This window comes from Dyadobacter sp. CY323, from assembly GCF_021390245.1.
In the GTDB taxonomy this organism is placed as follows: Bacteria; Bacteroidota; Bacteroidia; order Cytophagales; family Spirosomataceae; genus Dyadobacter.
The window spans coordinates 99,061-116,655 of sequence record NZ_JAJUXH010000024.1; the positions used below are offsets into that span (position 1 = coordinate 99,061).

Genomic DNA, 17,595 nt, shown 5'->3' on the forward strand with positions numbered 1-17,595 from the left:
AGCATTCACATTAAGACCGATTTATGAAGAGATTGAGCATCAGTTTGTTGCTGGTAACATTATTTCAACTTGCAAATGCGCAGCGCGCGGTGGTTCACGGAGATTTTGCCGATCCGTCTGTGATAAAAGTAGGGGACACGTATTATTCTTCGGCTACGAGTTCCAATTGGGCGCCTGCATTTCCGATAATGAGATCCACAGACCTTAAAAACTGGCAGCAGACAGGTTCTATTTTTCCTGATCTGACATCCTGGGCAGATTTTTACTACTGGGCACCTGAGCTCAGCTATGAAAACGGGAAAGTGTACGCCTATTACACCGCACACAAAAAAGGAGGAAACCTGTGCGTGGGAGTAGCGAGTGCCGATTCGCCCGAAGGTCCGTTTAAAGACCATGGCCCGCTGGTTTGTCAGGAGGTTGGGTCTATTGATGGATTCCCGGTCCGTGACGAAAACAACAAGCTGCATTTGATCTGGAAAGAAGATGGTAACAGCGTAAACAAGCCGACCCCGATCTGGATCCAGCCTATGAACGAGGAAAGAACTGCACTGACTGGCAAGAAAAGGGAGCTTTTCAGAAATGATACCCGCTGGGAAGCGAACTTGGTGGAAGGTGTTTCGGTGATCAAAAACAATGGGTATTTCTATGCGATCTACGCGGCGGCAGGCTGCTGCGGCCCCGGTTGCACGTACGCGACCGGTATCGCGAGATCGAAAAAACTAATGGGCCCGTGGGAGAAATACACAGGAAACCCGATCCTGACCGGGCGTAGCGACTGGATGTGCCCGGGACATGGAACCGCGATTACGCATCAGGGGAAAAACTATTTTATGTACCACGCGTATGATCGCGCATCGAACAAATACACCGGCCGCCAAGCACTCATTCAAGGATTTGAATTCACCGCCGACAACTGGATCCGGTTTACAGATGAATACCTTTCGCCGACAGATAGCAGCACAACCTATACTATTACCGATGATTTTGACAAAGACAAGCTGGATTTGCAATGGAGCTGGTCAGTTTTTAACAAACCGGCATTTCAGCTGAAAGACGGCAGGATCGGAATGCAGCTGAATGATGACCGGGAAACCTTCATCGCCCGCAAAATCAACAGCCAGAATTACGAGGCGACGGTGGAAACCATTCCTGTAAAAAATGCGCTGACCGGCGTAGCTTTGATCGGGGACGACAAAAACCTGATCTACGCGGCGGCAAAGCAGGATAGTATCCGCATTATGCTCATTAAAAACGGTGCAAAAAGCAGTCTGGGTACATTTCCGGTAGCAGCGACGGGAAAACACGTATTCTTGAAAATGAACGTCGAAAACAACACGGAAATCCGTTTTTCTTACAGTCTTAATGGGTCTGACTTCACCGCATTGAACATCGCCAGCCCGGATATCACTTATCTGCCGCCGTGGGACCGGGCTGTACGCGCGGGCATTTTGGCCAAAGGCGTGCAGGGGGAAGTTGCGGTTGTGGAAGGATTTGTATTTAAAAGTAATTAGCCATTAAAGCGGCTCGTCACCCGACAAAATTTCGGCCGGGCGACGGGCCGACTTGCTAATCTGTACGGCCGAGCTCCTTTTTCATCTCGTACCAGACATCTATGTCATTCTCGTCTGCGTCCGTGTGATTGGCTTTCAGATAGTTCAGAAATTCAAATTTTCTTTCGTCGGACTCGAGATAAAGACTGTCTTCGTTTCCGTCCGCCTTCACGAGATACTCGTAACCATCGTTGGTAACCTCTTTGGAAGTGTAAAATTTGCCGGACTGTTCAAAATTGCTGATTGAATTATACAGATCATATACATCTTCATTGCCTTCCAGAATCACATCGGACAGCCAGGTTTCAAAGTTTGTTGTTTTTCCCATTTCAGTATTTGTTTGATTAGCATCTGATCTTTTGTAATTGACCCGGCGATTAGTACAAAGATCATACCGTGCTGCCGGCACCGCTGCTGGCATCCAAAAGCCCTTTTCCGCATTCTTGTTGACCCAATGGCATTGCAGTTCCATTATTGAACAATACCAAAAAAAAATTTTATTATTTCGAGTATAGGGAAAGATAGTGCAAACTTGTCTGTGTTAAGTACCGAATTTACGGGGCAATTGAACATAGCGATATGGCAGATATTTATCTGGATGGTTTAGACAACGCTCAATCCGGCCGGAAGGCGCCGCGGCTGGGCACGCCACACATCGAAACGGTGGTAACCGATGATGAGCTCCTGCTCCGTAACATGTTTCAGGAAGATTCACAGAAGGCATGCGCACTGTTGTTCAGAAGGTATTATGTGAATCTCTGCAACCATGCCGTCCGTTTTGTTCATTCCAAGGAGATTGCCGAAGATATCGTTTCGGAAGTGTTTGCGGGTTTTTGGCAGAACAGGGTTTTTGAACAAATCACAACGTCTTATCGCGCCTATCTCTATAAATCTGTCAGGCACCGCTCCTATAATTATCTTAAGTGGCAGCTGAACAAGACCACATCACTGGATTTTGAAGACCTTACCGTGATTTCGCAGGATCTGAGTCCGGACGAAATACTCCATTACAGTGAACTTCATCACAGGGTTGAAACCATTATACAAAATCTCCCGCCCCAGTGCCGCCGCGCTTACTTACTTAAAAGGATCGAGGGCAAAAAGTACGATGAAATAGCAAGTGAGTTGCAAATCAGCCCGAAAGCGGTGGAAGCACTTGTCAGCAGAGCTCTTGCCAGGCTGCGTAATGAGCTCAGAGGTGAGTGGTTTTTGGGCGGACTTCTTTTTTTCTACACACCATTTTGATGGTCCGTCCCGCGGACTGTGCATTACCAACAGAAACGACATTTAATACTATGGAAAAGCCGGTGACGAAACGTCTGCTGTTCGATTTTTTCTCTGAGAAATCGACCGCAATGCAGCGAAAATTAATTGAAGAGTGGTTAGAAGACGCTGCGAATCAGGAGTTGTACTATAAATATCTGGACGAATGGGAAAGTGAAAACCCGCAGTTTTTTCCGGACCTGGACCGGGCGATGCGAAGCTATCAGGTTCAGTTAACTGGTGCTGCAGGTGGCAGAGCCAGCACTGGGGTAACCGTCAAAATGCAAAGGATCCCATTGTTCAGGCGAAAGATATGGCGGCAAATGCTTGCAGCGGCCTGTGTTGTGATCGCAACCTGCTTTTTATTCAGAAAAGAACTGATGTATCAATCCTTAAATTCAGCAAGCGGGCATAGTGCCTCCTACCAGCTTTCAGACGGAACGACAGTACTGTTAAATGCCAATTCCACACTTTTGGTACCCCGTTTTGGTTTCGGGAGCGGTTCCAGGGAGGTGGAGCTGCAAGGTGAAGCCGATTTTAACGTCACCCACACCGGGTCCAACAACCGGTTTATTGTGAATATGGGCGACCATTACCGCATTGAAGTTCTGGGGACGCAATTTGTCGCTTATTCGCGCCGGGAAGAAAAACGCGTATTCCTGTCTCGGGGAAAGGTGAAGCTCCGGCTCCCGCAGGGAAAGCAGGTTTATATGAAACCGGGTAACCTGTTTACCTCGGGATCAAACGGCAGCTTCGATATGAGCGTGCCGGCCAAGCCACAGAAATATACCGCCTGGAAAGAACAACTGTTTTATTTCGACAACTCGACGCTTTCCGAAGTTGCCCGGCAAATGAAAGAGCGGTTCGATGTTGATGTACGTATACCAGACACCGTTCTGGCCGAGCGCCGGATCGGGGGAATTTACCGGGCTGAACATCCCGACGACCTTTTTTCAATCTTATCCGAGCTTCTACTGATTGAAGTTATCCAGAATCAGGACCATGTTGAACTACATATCCAAAAAAATCAATAACTATGCTACAACCCTTATACCGTAACGCAGGACTATTATTGATGTCCTTCATGCTGCAGCAGATCTGCCTGTCGCAGAGCATCGCATATGTCGTGCAGACAAATGCCGGCAAGCCTGTCAAAAACCAGCACGCCAATGTAACGAAGTTGAAGGACGTGCTCATCGATCTGGGCAGGAAACATCAGGTAAGCATTGTTTTTGAGGAGTCGACAGTCAACGGGATTTTCGTTGCCAATGGCGCTGACGTCGCGCAGAAACTGGAACGGCAGCTCGACGCGCTGCTAAAACCATACGGGCTTGCTTACCGGAAAGCCGGAAAAGGAACGTATGTGATCGTTCGGAAGGAGACGGTGAAGCTATCGGACGCCGGTTCCATTCAAACACAAAATGATGCCCCGGTACCTGAAAGCAGCATGCTGCCAGGCCGGGAAGTTGCTACTGAAACGTCGCCCGCGCAACTTGTGGAAGAAAAAGTTACCGGGAAGGTTTTGGATGAAAAAGGCATCGGCTTGCCAGGCGTTAGCGTCGTTCTGAAAGGCACCCAAAAAGGGACGATCACTGCCGCAAACGGAGGCTACGAAATGATGATTCCTGATAAAGACGCGATACTTATTTTCTCTTTCGTGGGATACCTGCCTCAGGAGGTCGAGGTCGGAGGTCGGTCGGTGCTGAATCTTACTTTGAAAACAGATACCAAAAGCCTGGAAGAAGTGATCGTAGTGGGTTACGGAACTCAGATGCGCCGGGATGTTACCAGTGCGGTATCGTCGGTTTCGGAAGAAGACTTTAAAGGTCAGCCCGTTACGAGGGTGGATCAGGTGCTGCAGGGAAGGGTATCAGGCGTGCAGGTTACCAATTCGGGTGGCGCGCCGGGAGGCGAGGTGCGTATCAGGGTCAGAGGTGCCAATTCGCTCAGCGGGGATAATGATCCTTTGTATGTGGTTGATGGCTTTATCGGTGCCGATTTCACTACGGTCAATACCGAAGACATCGCCTCCATTGAGGTATTGAAAGATGCTTCTGCCACGTCGATCTACGGGAGCCGGGGCGCAAATGGGGTGATCATCATTACTACCAAAACAGGTAAAAAAGGAGAAATGAAGGTCGACCTCGGACTACGGTATTACAGCTCCAATGTCATTAAGAAATACAATACCATGAACGCCGCGGACTTTGCGCAGGTGGCGAACGACCGCGTGCGGGCACTTTTACCAGCCGGCGGAACCTATGTTCCCAAGTTCACTGACGCGCAGATCGAAGGTTTCAGGAAAAGCGGCGGGACAGACTGGCAGGACGAGATCTTCCGGACAGCACCCGGCAAGGAACTCCAGCTGACCTTATCCGGAGGAAACCAGAAAACGAGTTACCTCATTTCCGGTAATTTTCTTGATCAGGATGGTATTATTAAAAATACGGATTTTAAACGCTACTCGATACGCACAAATATTACTTCTGACCTGAGCGACAAGTTTTCTCTGCGGTTCAATTTCACCGGTACACGGAAGGAAAATCACAACACCAGTGGAACTTCCCAGCGGAGCGGCGCTCTTTCCCAGGCACTTGCCTGGGCGCCGACTACACCCGTCCGGGACGATCGCGGCAATTACATTCTTTTTGATCCTACCAGTTCTTTGTTTTCCAATCCGGTCGCGATCATCAATGAAAACGAATACCGTTCCGAGAATACCAGCATCAATATGATTGGCGGACTACGCTACGAGTTCATTCCGGGCCTTTCCCTCGACATCCAGGGCGGATTGAATTACCTCAATTCGCAGGGTAAGGCATTTCAGGGATACCCGTCGACGAGGACCTGGGCAACCGCGGGGCGATCTTCGGGAGAAAACATTACCTGGCAGAACACGAACACGCTCAATTATTCAAAAGTGTTGAATGTGAGTCACAGGATCAACGTTACAGCGGTTTTTGAAACACAAAAATTCGTCGGCACCGGATTCAACGCCAATGTTTCCAATCTCACGTACCCGGCTCAATCCTATAATAACCTGGCCCTGTCTGCCTCCGGCACGGTGGGATCGGGCTACTCGAGCTGGGGACTGCTCTCGGCACTGGGCAGGGTGAACTACTCCTATAAAGATCGTTACCTTTTCTCGGCAACCGTACGGCGCGATGGTTCATCCAAATTTCAGGGCAGCAACAAGTACAGCACATTTCCATCCGTTTCGCTGGGATGGCACCTTTCCGAGGAGCCATTTCTTGCGAACAAAGGAATAATCGATGACCTTAAACTCCGGACAAGCTGGGGGCTGACGGGTAATCAGGGAATCGGTTCATACGGGACGCTTTCCAGCTATGTGACAAACCTGGATGACGCCGGGGTGGTTTTCAATGGTAATGGCGGGCCACTTGTGGCGGGTATCCTGCTGGGGAACCCGGGCAATGTCAATCTTAAATGGGAAACCACTGAGCAGTTTAACCTGGGAGTGGATGTAGGGATTTTTAAAGGCAAGTTGAGGCTGACGGCGGATTATTTCGTGAAGAATACACGCGATTTGCTGATGCTGAGATCATTGCCCGGGTATGTGGGCGGTTATAACATTCAGTCCAACATCGGCGAAGTACAAAACAAGGGTTGGGAATTTGCACTCAATGCAACACCTGTCAGTTCGGGCAGCTTTGAATGGAACAGCACAATTAATCTTACAATCCTGAAAAACAAGATTGTGAACCTGGGCACAGAACGCGACACCATTCCGCTTGTTGAAAATGTACTGATACCGGGACAGCCCATGAATGCCTTTTGGGGATACAAATATCTGGGGACCTGGAAAGCCAGCCAGGCAGACGAAGCTGCATTGAGTGGACTGAAACCGGGTGATGCACGATACGAAGACCTGGATGGAAATGGCGTTTTGAACGAACGCGACCAGCAGGTACTTGGTAACGGCACACCAAAACTCTCGGTTGGCTTCAACAATACATTTACCTATAAAAACCTTTCACTGAATGTATTTTTTCAGGGATTAATGGGTTTCAAAAAATTGAACTACACCTATGCCAACGGTGTCATGGGCAGTACGGATGCGAAGGAAATAACGTTTGCTGACATCAAAGACCGTTACATTCCCGGCGTAAATGAAACCTCCGACATACCGGCTTTCAGCAGTGCTGCCAGCAACTCGCTGATCCAGACTTCCCGGTTTATTGAAAAAGGCGACTTTGTCCGCTTGAAAAACATCAGTCTTACCTACACGTTACCAAAGGCTTTGCTGAAAAATATAGCGGCTGTCCGGTTATTCGTCAGCGCTACCAACCTGCTGACTTTTACAAAATACAAGGGGATTGATCCGGAAGCCAACTCCAATGCAGTGAGCGGGATAACCTGGCAGAATTTCGGGACGGACGTACAGCAGGGTATTGACTATGGTGCTTACCCGAATTCAAAAACTTTTACCGGAGGCATAAACTTCTCTTTCTAAAATTTCAATGTACTACCATTATGAAAAAAATATTCTTCTTACTTGTTGTGATAAACTGCCTGGGTTGCAGCAACTTTTTAGATGAGAATCCCAAAGGTGCAATCGTGGGTACCAATGCAATCAGCGACGTTCAGGGGCTCGAAGCTGCTCTTACGGGAACCTATAAAGGTTTGCTGCGCACGTGGACACGCGGATTTTTAAATTCATCTATCCAGAGTTTCGCAATGGGCGGCGACGATCTTTCGACCATTACGGGAGGGAACATGCCGAAAGTATGGTCGAGACAACTGGACCAATTTGACGTTACCTCCGGAAATACCCACACTGCATTTATCTGGGACGGCTGTTACAAAACCATCCAGGGCGCGAATAACATCATTAATAACTATCAGGTCGTTTCTGGTGATCAGGCAATGATCAGCCAGATCCTGGGCGAGGCATATTTCCTTCGTGGCCTGTCGTACTACTGGCTCGTGCGCGGTTTCGGAGGCATTCCGCTCATCACAACTTCGGATTTCAGCGACGATTTGTTGAACGTAAAAAGAACAGAACCGGCACAGATTTACCAGCTCATAGAAGAAGACCTTAAAAAAGCGGAGGAGCTGGTTGCGAACAAAAAGAGAGACCCGGGCCGGCCGAATAAAGGTTCTGTAAAAGCCTTGCTCGCAGACGTTTATCTCACGCAGGGCGGGTGGCCTATAAAAAATCAGGGTAAGTATGCCCTCGCCGCTGCCAAAGCGAAAGAAGTCATTGATAATAAGACGACTTACGGTTTCGAACTGGTGGACCTGAGCGTTCTCTGGGGCGGAAATTCAGCGGCGATCGGTACCAGCGAAGAAGTAATGGCGTTTCATGCGTCCACGAGTTTCGGAGGATCGGTAAATGGTTTTTACGGACATCCGGGCACGCCGGGGGAAGAGGGAGGCTGGGAGGATTTTTGTACTGAGATCCATTTTTTCAACAAATTCCCGGAAGGAAAACGGAAGGATATCACTTTCCGCACCCAGTTTGTACGAAGCAGCGGAGCGATTGTACCTTGGCAAAACAGCGCCGAGAAAAAACCCTACTTCGCGAAATTCAGGCTGGCTGTAAATAACACCTGGCAATCGTCACTTCCCGTACATATGATCCGTTATGCCCATGTGCTACTGATTTATGCGGAAGCGTCGGCGCGCGCCGGTTCGGCAAATGCAGAAGCCTATGCGGCGTTAAATGCAGTGAGAACGCGGGCTGGGCTGAAATCACTGGCAGGATTGTCGAATGACGCATTTATCCAGGCTGTGGTTGACGAACGGGCCTGGGAGTTTGCGGGTGAATACTCACGCTGGTTTGACCTGCTGCGACTTGAAATGGTCGAAAGCGCCAACGCAGCCAAGGACCCGAATGACCTCAAACCGGTAGGCGCCATATCCAAGACGGATTACACGTTCCCAGTTCCGCTAAAAGACGCTAACCTGAACCCAAACCTGGGTCAGTAGCACTGGCAATCCGGTTCCCTGAGTCGTTAATGCGGCCAGGATCTGTCCCGGAAATAGTTTGAGGAGATGAGTGACATTTAGTCTTTAATGGGGATTTTGATCAATTCTGTAGTTTGTCCTGAGAAAGAATAACTCCCGTTCAGTTTAAGCAGCCCGGCCATCAACTCGCTTTCCCGAAAAGGGATATTGGAATTTTCCAATGTTATGAGCAGATGGTCGGGCTCCATATTGAATGTGATTTCCACGGATTCGTTAGGGACAGTATCCGTGATTTCAAAAAACAGCTGTTTGCTGAAATTGAGGATTTCATGCCTTTTTTCACCCGAAACCAAACATCCCGGCGTCCCGGGGTTGGTTTGAAACGAGAAAGTGATCCCTGCCGGCTTCAAATAGATCGATGCATTTTTTTGAAGGTAATTCCACAAGCTTTCCAAATTGTCCTGATTGGAATCTGTCAGCCATATAACCTCGCTGATTTTTTCAGAAATGTTTTTTGAGATCGTCACGATCTTCTGAAGATGCCCGTCGGAAACTTCATTGTTGCTCTGTGACAATGCAACTTGTCCGAGCAACTTAAGACCAAAAAGCTCAGAGCCCAAACTATCATTTATGTCCCTGGCAATACGGCTGCGCTCTTTTTCAAGGTAAATATCCCTGTCCGATTTCACTCTTTGAGCTGCAAGCCGGGAATCCAGGTATCGTTTGATCGACAGATAGCAAATCACGACCAGCAATGTCAGTGCCAGCGTAATAAACCACCAGGTTTGCCAAAAAGGAGGCAGTACAACCACTCTCAACTTTCGTACCGGGGACACCCAGTTTCCGCCAAGATCCGAAGATTGCAGCTGAAATTCATACTCACCGGGCGGTAACCGCGCATAACGGACCTGATCAGCAAACCCGGCGTAAATCGTATCCTTGTCATACCCTTTCAAGAAATAGCGGAAGCGGTTGAGGCCGGCGCTGCGGTAATCCGTCGCGGTGAATTTCAGGGTGATGGTGTTGGAAGAATAAGGCAGCCGCAGCAGCTCTCTTTCGCCGATGTAAACAGAATCGTCCGATGCCTGCTGGTCATACGCGAGCGAAGTCAGGTGAACGCCGACAATGTCGTTCTGTAACGTCAGGAGCCGGGGTTTGATCAGATCCATGCCTGCGGTGCTGCCAAAGTATAGATTGCCATTCCTGGCAGCCAGCGCACTTCTTGAATTGTATTCGCGGGCCGGTATTTCCTTCACAAATTCAAAATGCTCCGTTACCGGGTCGAAGCGGGTAATGCCTCTGTTCGTACTCAGCCAGTAATGTCCGGACGAATCCGGCAGCATGCAATAGATGTATTCGTGGTGAAGACCATCCGACAGACGATAGTTTTTCTGGATCCGGTTTTCCCCGATGTGCCATTTGACCAGTCCGGTATCGGTACAAGCCCAAAGAAAGGGACTGTTAGGTTGTCGATAAAACTGCAAAACGTGGAAACCGTCCAGTATAGTCGCATTAAGTATGGGCTTATTATCCTCCATCCTGAAAACCTTCACCCCACGGTAACGGTCGGATATGTATGCCAGACCGCTCGTACTATCCCAATAAGCCCCATAACCCATTACCAGCGAGCGGAATGAACGGCTGGTTACCCTCTGATGCGCGGCGTCGAATACCATAAGCCCTTTATCACATGGCAAGAGTAAGGTGTTTTTCCCGATGGGAAGAATGCTTGTAATTTCAGTTTTAATGGGTAAAACAATGTTTTTAAACCGGTTACGGTCAGGCAGAAACAACGCGAAGCCACCTACGGCGGATATCCAGACCCTGTTTTCGGGATCTCTCAGGATAAAACGGATGGTATTTCCGGGCAGTCCGTCCTGAGTCGAGTAATGCCTCATCTTCCCGGTTTTAGGCTCCAAAAGATTTAGCCCGCCCAGCTCTGTTCCCAGCCAGATCGTGGAATCCGCATTTTCTTCAATTCCTCTGATCGAATAATCGCTCGTACTGAATGTCGGGTTTTTTCCATACGTGTAAAAATTGAAAGCAGACGAAACCGCGGTGATGATATCCAGCCCCTGCGGATCCGTGTTAACAAATACGTCATTGTTTTCATCGATATAAAGGCTCCCGATCTCATTGAACGTGAGGCTGTTTTTAACATCGTCTTCGTGTCTGAGATGTTGGGCCCATTTTTCCTTTTTAATGTCAAAGATGAAAATACCGCTGCCCTCGGTTGCGAGCCAGAGCATTGCGTTGTTATCCACTTCCATTCCCGTTGGGGTATGTCTTAAAAAACGGAGGTCGAAAACACTTTGCTTGTTTTGCAGATAGTCAAACCGGAACAAAGCTTCCTTCGAGGCCAGCCAGATGATGCCGGATTTATCTACTTTGATACAGTTGAATGTTTGTGGGATGCCGAATGTATTTTGCGACTGGTCGGAATAATAGTAAGAGACTTTTTTTGTCAAAAACGAATACCGTTTAAGCCCTTTTTCTACATCGATCAGCCACAAATCCCCGTCGGGCGTTTCGGCCAGAAAGTTGTTGTATTGAGACTTGTTGTAGGAAAGATCCTTTGTAATTAACGATACCTGACCATTTTTCAGTCCGTAAAGGCCGGTTTCAGCCAATAAATAAATGTTCTTACGGGAGTCGGCGAAAGTGTGAACGGAAACGTTTCCAAGTGAATGTTTCAGCGCTGGCCTCACAAACCGGTCGTATTTTCGAAGATATTGGTAAAACCCTTTGTGCGACCCCACCCACAAGTCCGACGCGCTGTCCTCGGCGATGCCCAGCACGTTGGTAGAATGTCCAGTCAGGCCGGAAAGGTAAATTTCGATGTTCTTTCCGTCAAAGCGATTGATTCCGTCCTCGGTCCCCAGCCACATAAATCCCCGGGAATCCTTGTGCATGTTGTAGATCGATCCCTGAGACAATCCGTGCTCCACCCCCAAATGCCGGAACCTGTATGTACCTTGCCCGGAGGCTAACATTGCACAAGCCACTAAACATATTGTGAACAAAAGATCCCTGGACCACTTCCTCTTCATATATCGCTGGAAGAATGGCGCTTATGTAGCCGCATCCTTTTTATAAATATCATTTTTAAAAGCAACCCTTCCAAATCAATACATCAAAATCATGGTTTTCGAAGACTTATCTCATGGTTTCCATGATATGGCGGTACCTCCGGATTCCTGAATTTTGAAATGGTAAAAACCATTGCTATTTTACAATTAACAAAACTCAGCAACGAGCCTCCATATGTCGCAGCCTATCCGCCTGTTACTGGTTGATGACCATAAGATTGTGCTGGAGAGCCTTTCATTGCTTTTGTCGACGGATTCAAGTTTTCAGGTTGTGGGGATGGTAAGTTCCGGCAAGCTGGCTTTGCAGTTCTTAAAGGAAAATGAAGTTGACATTCTGGTCACCGACCTGAAAATGCCGGGCATGACAGGTATCGAATTATGCCTCAAAGTCAGGCAAGAATTTCCTTCATTAAAAATCCTCATTCTGACCATGATCGACGACCCCGTTCAGATCAGGGAAGCCATTGCCGCCGGAACGACGGGCTATATATTAAAGAATGCAGACAAGGCGGAATTGTGCTTCGCCATTTCGGCGCTGGCAACGGGGAAGAAGTTTTTTAGCGAACATGTCGTTTTTGGTCTGGCCGATATGCTCAAACAAGACCGCGGATCTGAGATTCCGGATGAAATTTCCAGATTAACGACCCGGGAACTCGAAGTCCTGCATTTAATAGCAAAGGAATATTCAACCAGTGAAATCGCGACAAAGTTGTTTATCAGCATTCCAACAGCAGAATCCCACCGCAGGAACCTGATCCAGAAACTAGGTGTAAAAGGTACCGTCGGGCTGGTGTTATATGCGGTGAAGCATCACATTGTTTGAGACTCACCTGTTTTCAAGTTCGGGACCGCGCCGGAATAATGGCCTCGAACTTTGTCCCCGCATCTTTGCCGGATGAAATTTCGCAGGTACCATTTAGGCTGAAAATGCGGTTTTCGATGTTCTGTATCCCGCTGCCATGTTCATTTTGTTTATCAAAACCCCTTCCATTGTCCCAAACCCGCACGGCCAGCTTCTCGTGATTCTGCTCCAATTCAATCGCCGCTAATGAAGCTTGGGAATGTTTCAGAATGTTGTTGCTCAATTCCAGGATCACATTGTAAAGCTCGAAAGTCTGCCGGGGCTCCAATCGTAAAGGCTGCGCCAGGTTCTGATAGGAAAAATGCGTCTTTTTTGATTGGTTCAACTTAGAAACCAGCCGTTTCAACGCCACTTCCAATCCTTCTTTCTCCAATTCCTCGGGCAGCAGATTGTGGGACAAAGAGCGGACATTTTCGTGCGCGGTCGATACCATGTCGAGAACAGTATCATAAATATCCTGTTCAGTCGGTTCCAGTTTGGAACGGTTGAGGCCGATCAGGTTCCAGCGTATTGCGGACAACGAACTTCCCAAATTATCATGCAGCTCGGCCGCCACACGCTTGCGTTCGGTAGTCTGCCCTTTCAGCAGTGCCTGGGATATTTCGCGGTTTTTGCTGGTTAGCTTGCGGTTGTTCCAGGTCACGTAAATGACCGAGACAAAAAGCAGGGCGACGGCGATCAGCATATAGTTTCTTACCTGTCCCTCTTCCAGCAGTTTTGCCTGCAGTTCGGCCTGCTGTTTTTCAGCAATTTTTTTTTCATTATGCAAATCGACCTGCTTTTTGGCATCCACAATCGAGAGGCTGTCCAGAATGGCAATGGACCGGTCTTTGAAGAAATAAGCCGAGTCATATATTCCCAATGCTTTATAAGACCTGAAAAGGATATTCCCCAAGATCGCCTCCTTCCTGGTCCAGCCTATTCTTTTGCTTAAAATGTATCCTTCCTGTGCGGTTTGGATTGACAACCGGTAATCCTTTTTTTGTTCAAGCCAAATGGCCATGTGGCCTGTTATGTTGAGAAAAGTACCGTTGTCGGCCAGTTCTGTCGCAATTTTCCGGGTTTCAAGAAGCAATTGCAGCGCCTCTTTTTTATGATTTCCTGATTCATATAAAAGATACCCCAGGACTTCACCTCTCCACATCATCAGTGGCCGGTTCTTTATCTTTTGCCAATGTGCCAGATTGCGCCTGCACGCGTCGATCGCTTTCTGATATGTGGCTGCGCGGACAGGGATCAGTGCCGTATCACTCTGGAAGTTTTCGGGAAAAACAAAGTTTTCACCCGTTTGAGCTTCCATTGCCAGGATCAGCACTTTCAGCTGGTTTTCCGTAAACATGGTGTCCCCGCGATACCTCGATGCAAAGTCGACATACAAGGCATTTGCGGCAATGTGAATCCCTTCCCGGTCGCGGCACTTCACAAATAGCCGGATACTCTGGCTCAAATAATCCGAACCGATCCAATTGCCTTTCACTCCCCAATTCCAGATCTGGTACATATCTCCTTTATGGAACAAACAATACGCTTTCTGACGGTCACTGATCGCGAGCGGGAGAGATTGGTCTATATAGAAAAGCGCAGAATCCGGCTTGTAAGGCTGCCAGTCCTCAGTCCATTTATACGCTTTGGAAAGGGCCAGGTATTTTTCGCATAAAAGCGAATCCCGAACCAGCGATTTTTTCTGGATTTTCAGATTGGTAATGTCCCATTTCAGGCTGTCGACCAAAGTCTGTCCACTGGCACATGGCGCGATAAGTATTAATAGTATGATGATAATCCTTATCAAAATAGGGGAGAGTTAAGTGCTTGATTATAAAGATGTAAAAAATAATTTAATGCTTCAAGAATCTTTGAAACATGGCGGTTTGAAATTCATTTGAACCATGATGGTAAATCATGGTTTCCATGATTTCTTTCGGATGGGCGTCTGGTAAACTTTGTATCGAGCCAAAAAACGGCACCCCGATCTTTAAACCGCAAATCACATGATCTGTTTGACCATCCTTTACCCCGAAACCGGCGAAGCGAAATTCGGCCTGGACTACTACCTGAATGTGCACATTCCCCTGGTACGGGAAAAACTCCAGCCCGAAGGCCTTATCAGCATTGACCTTGAACAGGGACTTGCGGGAGGCTTACCTGGTACACCGCCGATTTACGCGGCCATCGGCAAACTCAACTTTGAAACGCCGGAAGCATTGCAGTCGGCCCTGGCGATCCACGGTCCCGAACTGATGGCCGACATTCCCAATTTTACAAAGTCCCAACCGCTGATGCAGTTGTCCCGGATCATTTAAACCTTCTCTCTCAACCATTTAAAAGCAGCAATCATGGCAAAAGTGATTTTCATTACCGGTACCAGTACCGGATTTGGCAAACTCATGGTGCGGACATTCTCTGAAGCCGGAGACATCGTGATCGCAACCATGCGCGACGTGCATGGCAAAAACGCAGCGATAGCAAAGGAATTGGGACTCTTGCCGGGAACGGAAGTTCTGGAACTTGATGTGACCAGCGACACGAATGTGAAAGCGACCGTCGAAAAAGTGCTGGGTACGCACGGCCGGATCGATGTGCTGATTAACAATGCGGGCATTTACGGGGTCGGGATACAAGAAGCGTTTTCCTTGTCGCAGGCCCACCGGATCATGGACGTGAATTACTACGGCGTATTACGTTTATACCAGGCCGTTCTGCCGGCCATGCGCAAGGCGCAGGATGGATTGATCATCAATATCTCGAGCGGGTACGGGTTGGTTTCTTTTCCGTTTGTGGTTCCATATTGTGCGTCAAAATTTGCACTTGAAGCACTCACAGAAGGATCTCACGCCGAATTGCTCACGCAGGGTGTTGAGAATGTGCTGATCGAGCCCGGTGCTTATCCTACCGAACTATTCAATAACTCCTCTTATTTTGACCGCCCGGATGTGGCGCTCGAATATGGCCAGGGCGTCAGCGATTTTATGGTCGTAGCCGGCAAATCACTCGAAGATGCGATGGCCCGGACAAAAGCCGACCCGCAGGTAATCGCCGATGCCGCGCTGTCATTGGTGAATATGGAAAAAGGAAAACGTCCGCTGCGCACGCCGCTGGATATGGCCGCCGAAGGTGTAGATCGGGAATATGTGCAGGCAAAAGATGAGATCAAGCAAAAATGGCTGGCGAAATATGGCTTTTGAGGCTAATTATCATCGGATCGCCTGCCTGTGGCTCATGATACTGACTGTCGTCAGCACGTTTTCGAATTCATTTGCGCAAAACCTTCAGGGATTCAGGGGGCAAAAGCCATTTGAGATAAACGGATCCTTATCGGCGAGTCTGCAGTTTTATACGGTCGACGGCATTGCCAGCCGCCGGCAGCCTTTCACCTGGTTTCTTACCGGTTCTCCTGTCATGAAATTATACGGAATGACATTCCCATTTTCCTTCACTGTGAGTGAGCAGGAACGACGGTTTTCACAGCCATTTAACCAATATGGCGTCAGTCCCTCTTACAAGTGGATAAAGCTGCATCTGGGTTATCGGAATGTGCGTTTTTCCGACTATACATTGGCCGGAGCCAATTTTCTGGGTGCGGGCATCGAGCTTAATCCCGGTAAGTTCCGGGCAGGTTTTGTATATGGCCGGTTTGCCCGGGCGGTGCAGGAAGATTCTTCGTCTACGGATCCGCGTTACCGGTATTTGCGTCCCAGTTACAAGCGTATCGGAATGGCCGGAAAGCTGGGTTATGGCGGAAAAAAAGCTTTTATAGATGTGAGTGCATTCGGGGCGCGGGATGTGATCGGCTCCATTCCGACGCCTTCGTTGCGGTCGAGGATCACGCCGATGGAAAATCTGGCCATTGGCATTAAAAACCACATTGGTTTTTTGAAACAAAAACTGACTTTCGACCTGGATCTCGGAGCGAGCCTCCTCACACGGGATATCTCCGGATACGACCTTGAAGATCCGCTGCCATGGCAAAACACGCTGCTCAGTGTCATGGCTGTGAATAATTCCACCTCGTTTTTTACCGCCGCCAGTGCTTCTGCTGCCTATTCTTTCGCGAAAATCGGGTCGCTCCGGCTGGGTTACCAGCGTATTGACCCCGACTATCAATCCCTGGGCGCTTATTATTTTCAGAATGACGTGGAGCAGTTTACAGTATCACCCTCTTTTTCGCTCCTTAAAAACAAATTGAATGTAAACGGTTCCTATGGTCGGTCGCATGATAATCTCAATGGGAAAAAATTAGCTACGACGCATCGCAATGTAGGCTCGCTGAATGTCAATGCCGCGCTGATTCCCAAACTGAGCATCAATCTCGGCTATACCAATTTCGGGGTGGGGCAGAGCCGCGGACTGGGCGATCTTTTCAATGATTCACTTGCAGTTAGCCTCGTAAATGCTTCTTACAGCGGAAACCTGAGCTATTTGTTTGGCACACGCATTCAAAGGCAAACGGTTGGTTTGATGGTCAATTACCAGAATACCAACGACCAAAACCGTTTTACGCGACAATATACCGGAGCATCTTCCTTTGTGTCTGCCTTAAATTACAGCCATTCCCACACGGCCGCGCACCTGAATGGAAATCTCTCATTGAGCTATGTCACCATTGATACCTATGGACGGAAAATGGTCAACATCGGGCCTGGCCTGAGTGTCAGCAAAGAGTGGCCGAAACAGAAAATCCGCACATCATTTACACACAACAGCCAGTTCAGGACTACGAACGGCCTGCGCGACGGGCGGGTAAGTAACACGGGCATAAGTGCCTCGATGAGTCGGAAAAAACAGTCTTTTTCAATGTCGGTGAACAATTTACACAACCGGTACCAGTCGGGCGGGGATGCAGTCAGCTACCGGAATTTTGCCGAATACAGAGGAACAATCAGTTACGGCGTACGATTTTAAA

The 17,595-nt window shown here is 48.5% G+C and carries 12 protein-coding genes; 9 read left to right on the forward strand and 3 right to left on the reverse strand.

The genetic code is table 11. The features are described from left to right. Positions 1–23: 23 nt before the first annotated feature. Positions 24–1,511: a family 43 glycosylhydrolase gene (locus LZG72_RS25585; protein ID WP_233877990.1), complete on the forward strand. Its 1,488-nt coding sequence runs from the start codon at positions 24–26 to the stop codon at positions 1,509–1,511. A gap of 55 nt (positions 1,512–1,566) precedes the next feature. Here the strand turns inward: LZG72_RS25585 and LZG72_RS25590 are convergent, their stop codons facing one another. After that, positions 1,567–1,878: a hypothetical protein gene (locus LZG72_RS25590; RefSeq protein ID WP_233877991.1), complete on the reverse strand. Its 312-nt coding sequence runs from the start codon at positions 1,876–1,878 to the stop codon at positions 1,567–1,569. 251 nt (positions 1,879–2,129) lie between these two features. On the opposite strand from LZG72_RS25590, the gene LZG72_RS25595 reads away from it, so the two are divergent. From LZG72_RS25595 to LZG72_RS25610, 4 genes are read left to right on the forward strand one after another with little or no spacing between them, the layout of a single operon-like run. Further along, the gene (locus LZG72_RS25595; protein ID WP_233877992.1) at positions 2,130–2,795 is read left to right on the forward strand and encodes an RNA polymerase sigma-70 factor; all 666 of its coding nucleotides are present in this window, start codon (positions 2,130–2,132) and stop codon (positions 2,793–2,795) included. Continuing rightward, on the forward strand, positions 2,795–3,847 hold the full coding sequence (locus LZG72_RS25600; protein WP_233877993.1) for a FecR family protein: 1,053 nt from the start codon (positions 2,795–2,797) through the stop codon (positions 3,845–3,847). Before LZG72_RS25595 ends, LZG72_RS25600 begins: the two co-directional genes overlap by 1 nt. A gap of 2 nt (positions 3,848–3,849) precedes the next feature. Then, complete coding sequence (locus tag LZG72_RS25605; RefSeq protein WP_233877994.1) at positions 3,850–7,287, forward strand: TonB-dependent receptor; 3,438 nt, start codon at positions 3,850–3,852, stop codon at positions 7,285–7,287. A gap of 20 nt (positions 7,288–7,307) precedes the next feature. Then, positions 7,308–8,765 carry a RagB/SusD family nutrient uptake outer membrane protein gene (locus LZG72_RS25610; RefSeq protein ID WP_233877995.1) on the forward strand — a complete coding sequence of 486 codons (1,458 nt, stop codon included), beginning with the start codon at positions 7,308–7,310 and terminating at the stop codon, positions 8,763–8,765. A 77-nt stretch (positions 8,766–8,842) separates the two neighbouring features. Here the strand turns inward: LZG72_RS25610 and LZG72_RS25615 are convergent, their stop codons facing one another. Next, positions 8,843–11,737, reverse strand: a complete 2,895-nt coding sequence (locus LZG72_RS25615) for a two-component regulator propeller domain-containing protein (protein WP_233877996.1) — start codon at positions 11,735–11,737, stop codon at positions 8,843–8,845. Between the two features lie 271 nt (positions 11,738–12,008). On the opposite strand from LZG72_RS25615, the gene LZG72_RS25620 reads away from it, so the two are divergent. After that, positions 12,009–12,656 (forward strand): response regulator transcription factor, encoded by a 648-nt coding sequence (locus LZG72_RS25620; protein WP_233877997.1) that lies wholly within the window; start codon positions 12,009–12,011, stop codon positions 12,654–12,656. 13 nt (positions 12,657–12,669) lie between these two features. Here the strand turns inward: LZG72_RS25620 and LZG72_RS25625 are convergent, their stop codons facing one another. Beyond that, complete coding sequence (locus LZG72_RS25625; protein ID WP_233877998.1) at positions 12,670–14,484, reverse strand: sensor histidine kinase; 1,815 nt, start codon at positions 14,482–14,484, stop codon at positions 12,670–12,672. 199 nt (positions 14,485–14,683) lie between these two features. Here LZG72_RS25625 and LZG72_RS25630 point away from each other — a divergent pair, with 199 nt between their 5' ends. Genes LZG72_RS25630 through LZG72_RS25640 form a run of 3 tightly spaced genes read left to right on the forward strand, consistent with a single transcriptional unit; the run spans position 14,684 to position 17,594 of the window. Beyond that, positions 14,684–14,995 carry an EthD family reductase gene (locus LZG72_RS25630; protein WP_233877999.1) on the forward strand — a complete coding sequence of 104 codons (312 nt, stop codon included), beginning with the start codon at positions 14,684–14,686 and terminating at the stop codon, positions 14,993–14,995. A gap of 33 nt (positions 14,996–15,028) precedes the next feature. Continuing rightward, entirely contained in the window at positions 15,029–15,877 is an 849-nt protein-coding gene (locus LZG72_RS25635; protein ID WP_233878000.1) for an SDR family oxidoreductase, read from the forward strand. Continuing rightward, complete coding sequence (locus LZG72_RS25640; protein WP_233878001.1) at positions 15,837–17,594, forward strand: hypothetical protein; 1,758 nt, start codon at positions 15,837–15,839, stop codon at positions 17,592–17,594. Before LZG72_RS25635 ends, LZG72_RS25640 begins: the two co-directional genes overlap by 41 nt. Position 17,595: the final 1 nt, after the last annotated feature.

Coding starts and splice junctions, on each gene's coding strand:
- LZG72_RS25630 (WP_233877999.1), top strand. CDS start 14,684: ATGATCTGTTTGACCATCCTTTACCCCGAAACCGGCGAAGCGAAATTC.
- LZG72_RS25590 (WP_233877991.1), bottom strand. CDS start 1,878: ATGGGAAAAACAACAAACTTTGAAACCTGGCTGTCCGATGTGATTCTG.
- LZG72_RS25585 (WP_233877990.1), top strand. CDS start 24: ATGAAGAGATTGAGCATCAGTTTGTTGCTGGTAACATTATTTCAACTT.
- LZG72_RS25615 (WP_233877996.1), bottom strand. CDS start 11,737: ATGTTAGCCTCCGGGCAAGGTACATACAGGTTCCGGCATTTGGGGGTG.
- LZG72_RS25600 (WP_233877993.1), top strand. CDS start 2,795: ATGGTCCGTCCCGCGGACTGTGCATTACCAACAGAAACGACATTTAAT.
- LZG72_RS25640 (WP_233878001.1), top strand. CDS start 15,837: ATGAGATCAAGCAAAAATGGCTGGCGAAATATGGCTTTTGAGGCTAAT.
- LZG72_RS25620 (WP_233877997.1), top strand. CDS start 12,009: ATGTCGCAGCCTATCCGCCTGTTACTGGTTGATGACCATAAGATTGTG.
- LZG72_RS25635 (WP_233878000.1), top strand. CDS start 15,029: ATGGCAAAAGTGATTTTCATTACCGGTACCAGTACCGGATTTGGCAAA.
- LZG72_RS25610 (WP_233877995.1), top strand. CDS start 7,308: ATGAAAAAAATATTCTTCTTACTTGTTGTGATAAACTGCCTGGGTTGC.
- LZG72_RS25595 (WP_233877992.1), top strand. CDS start 2,130: ATGGCAGATATTTATCTGGATGGTTTAGACAACGCTCAATCCGGCCGG.
- LZG72_RS25605 (WP_233877994.1), top strand. CDS start 3,850: ATGCTACAACCCTTATACCGTAACGCAGGACTATTATTGATGTCCTTC.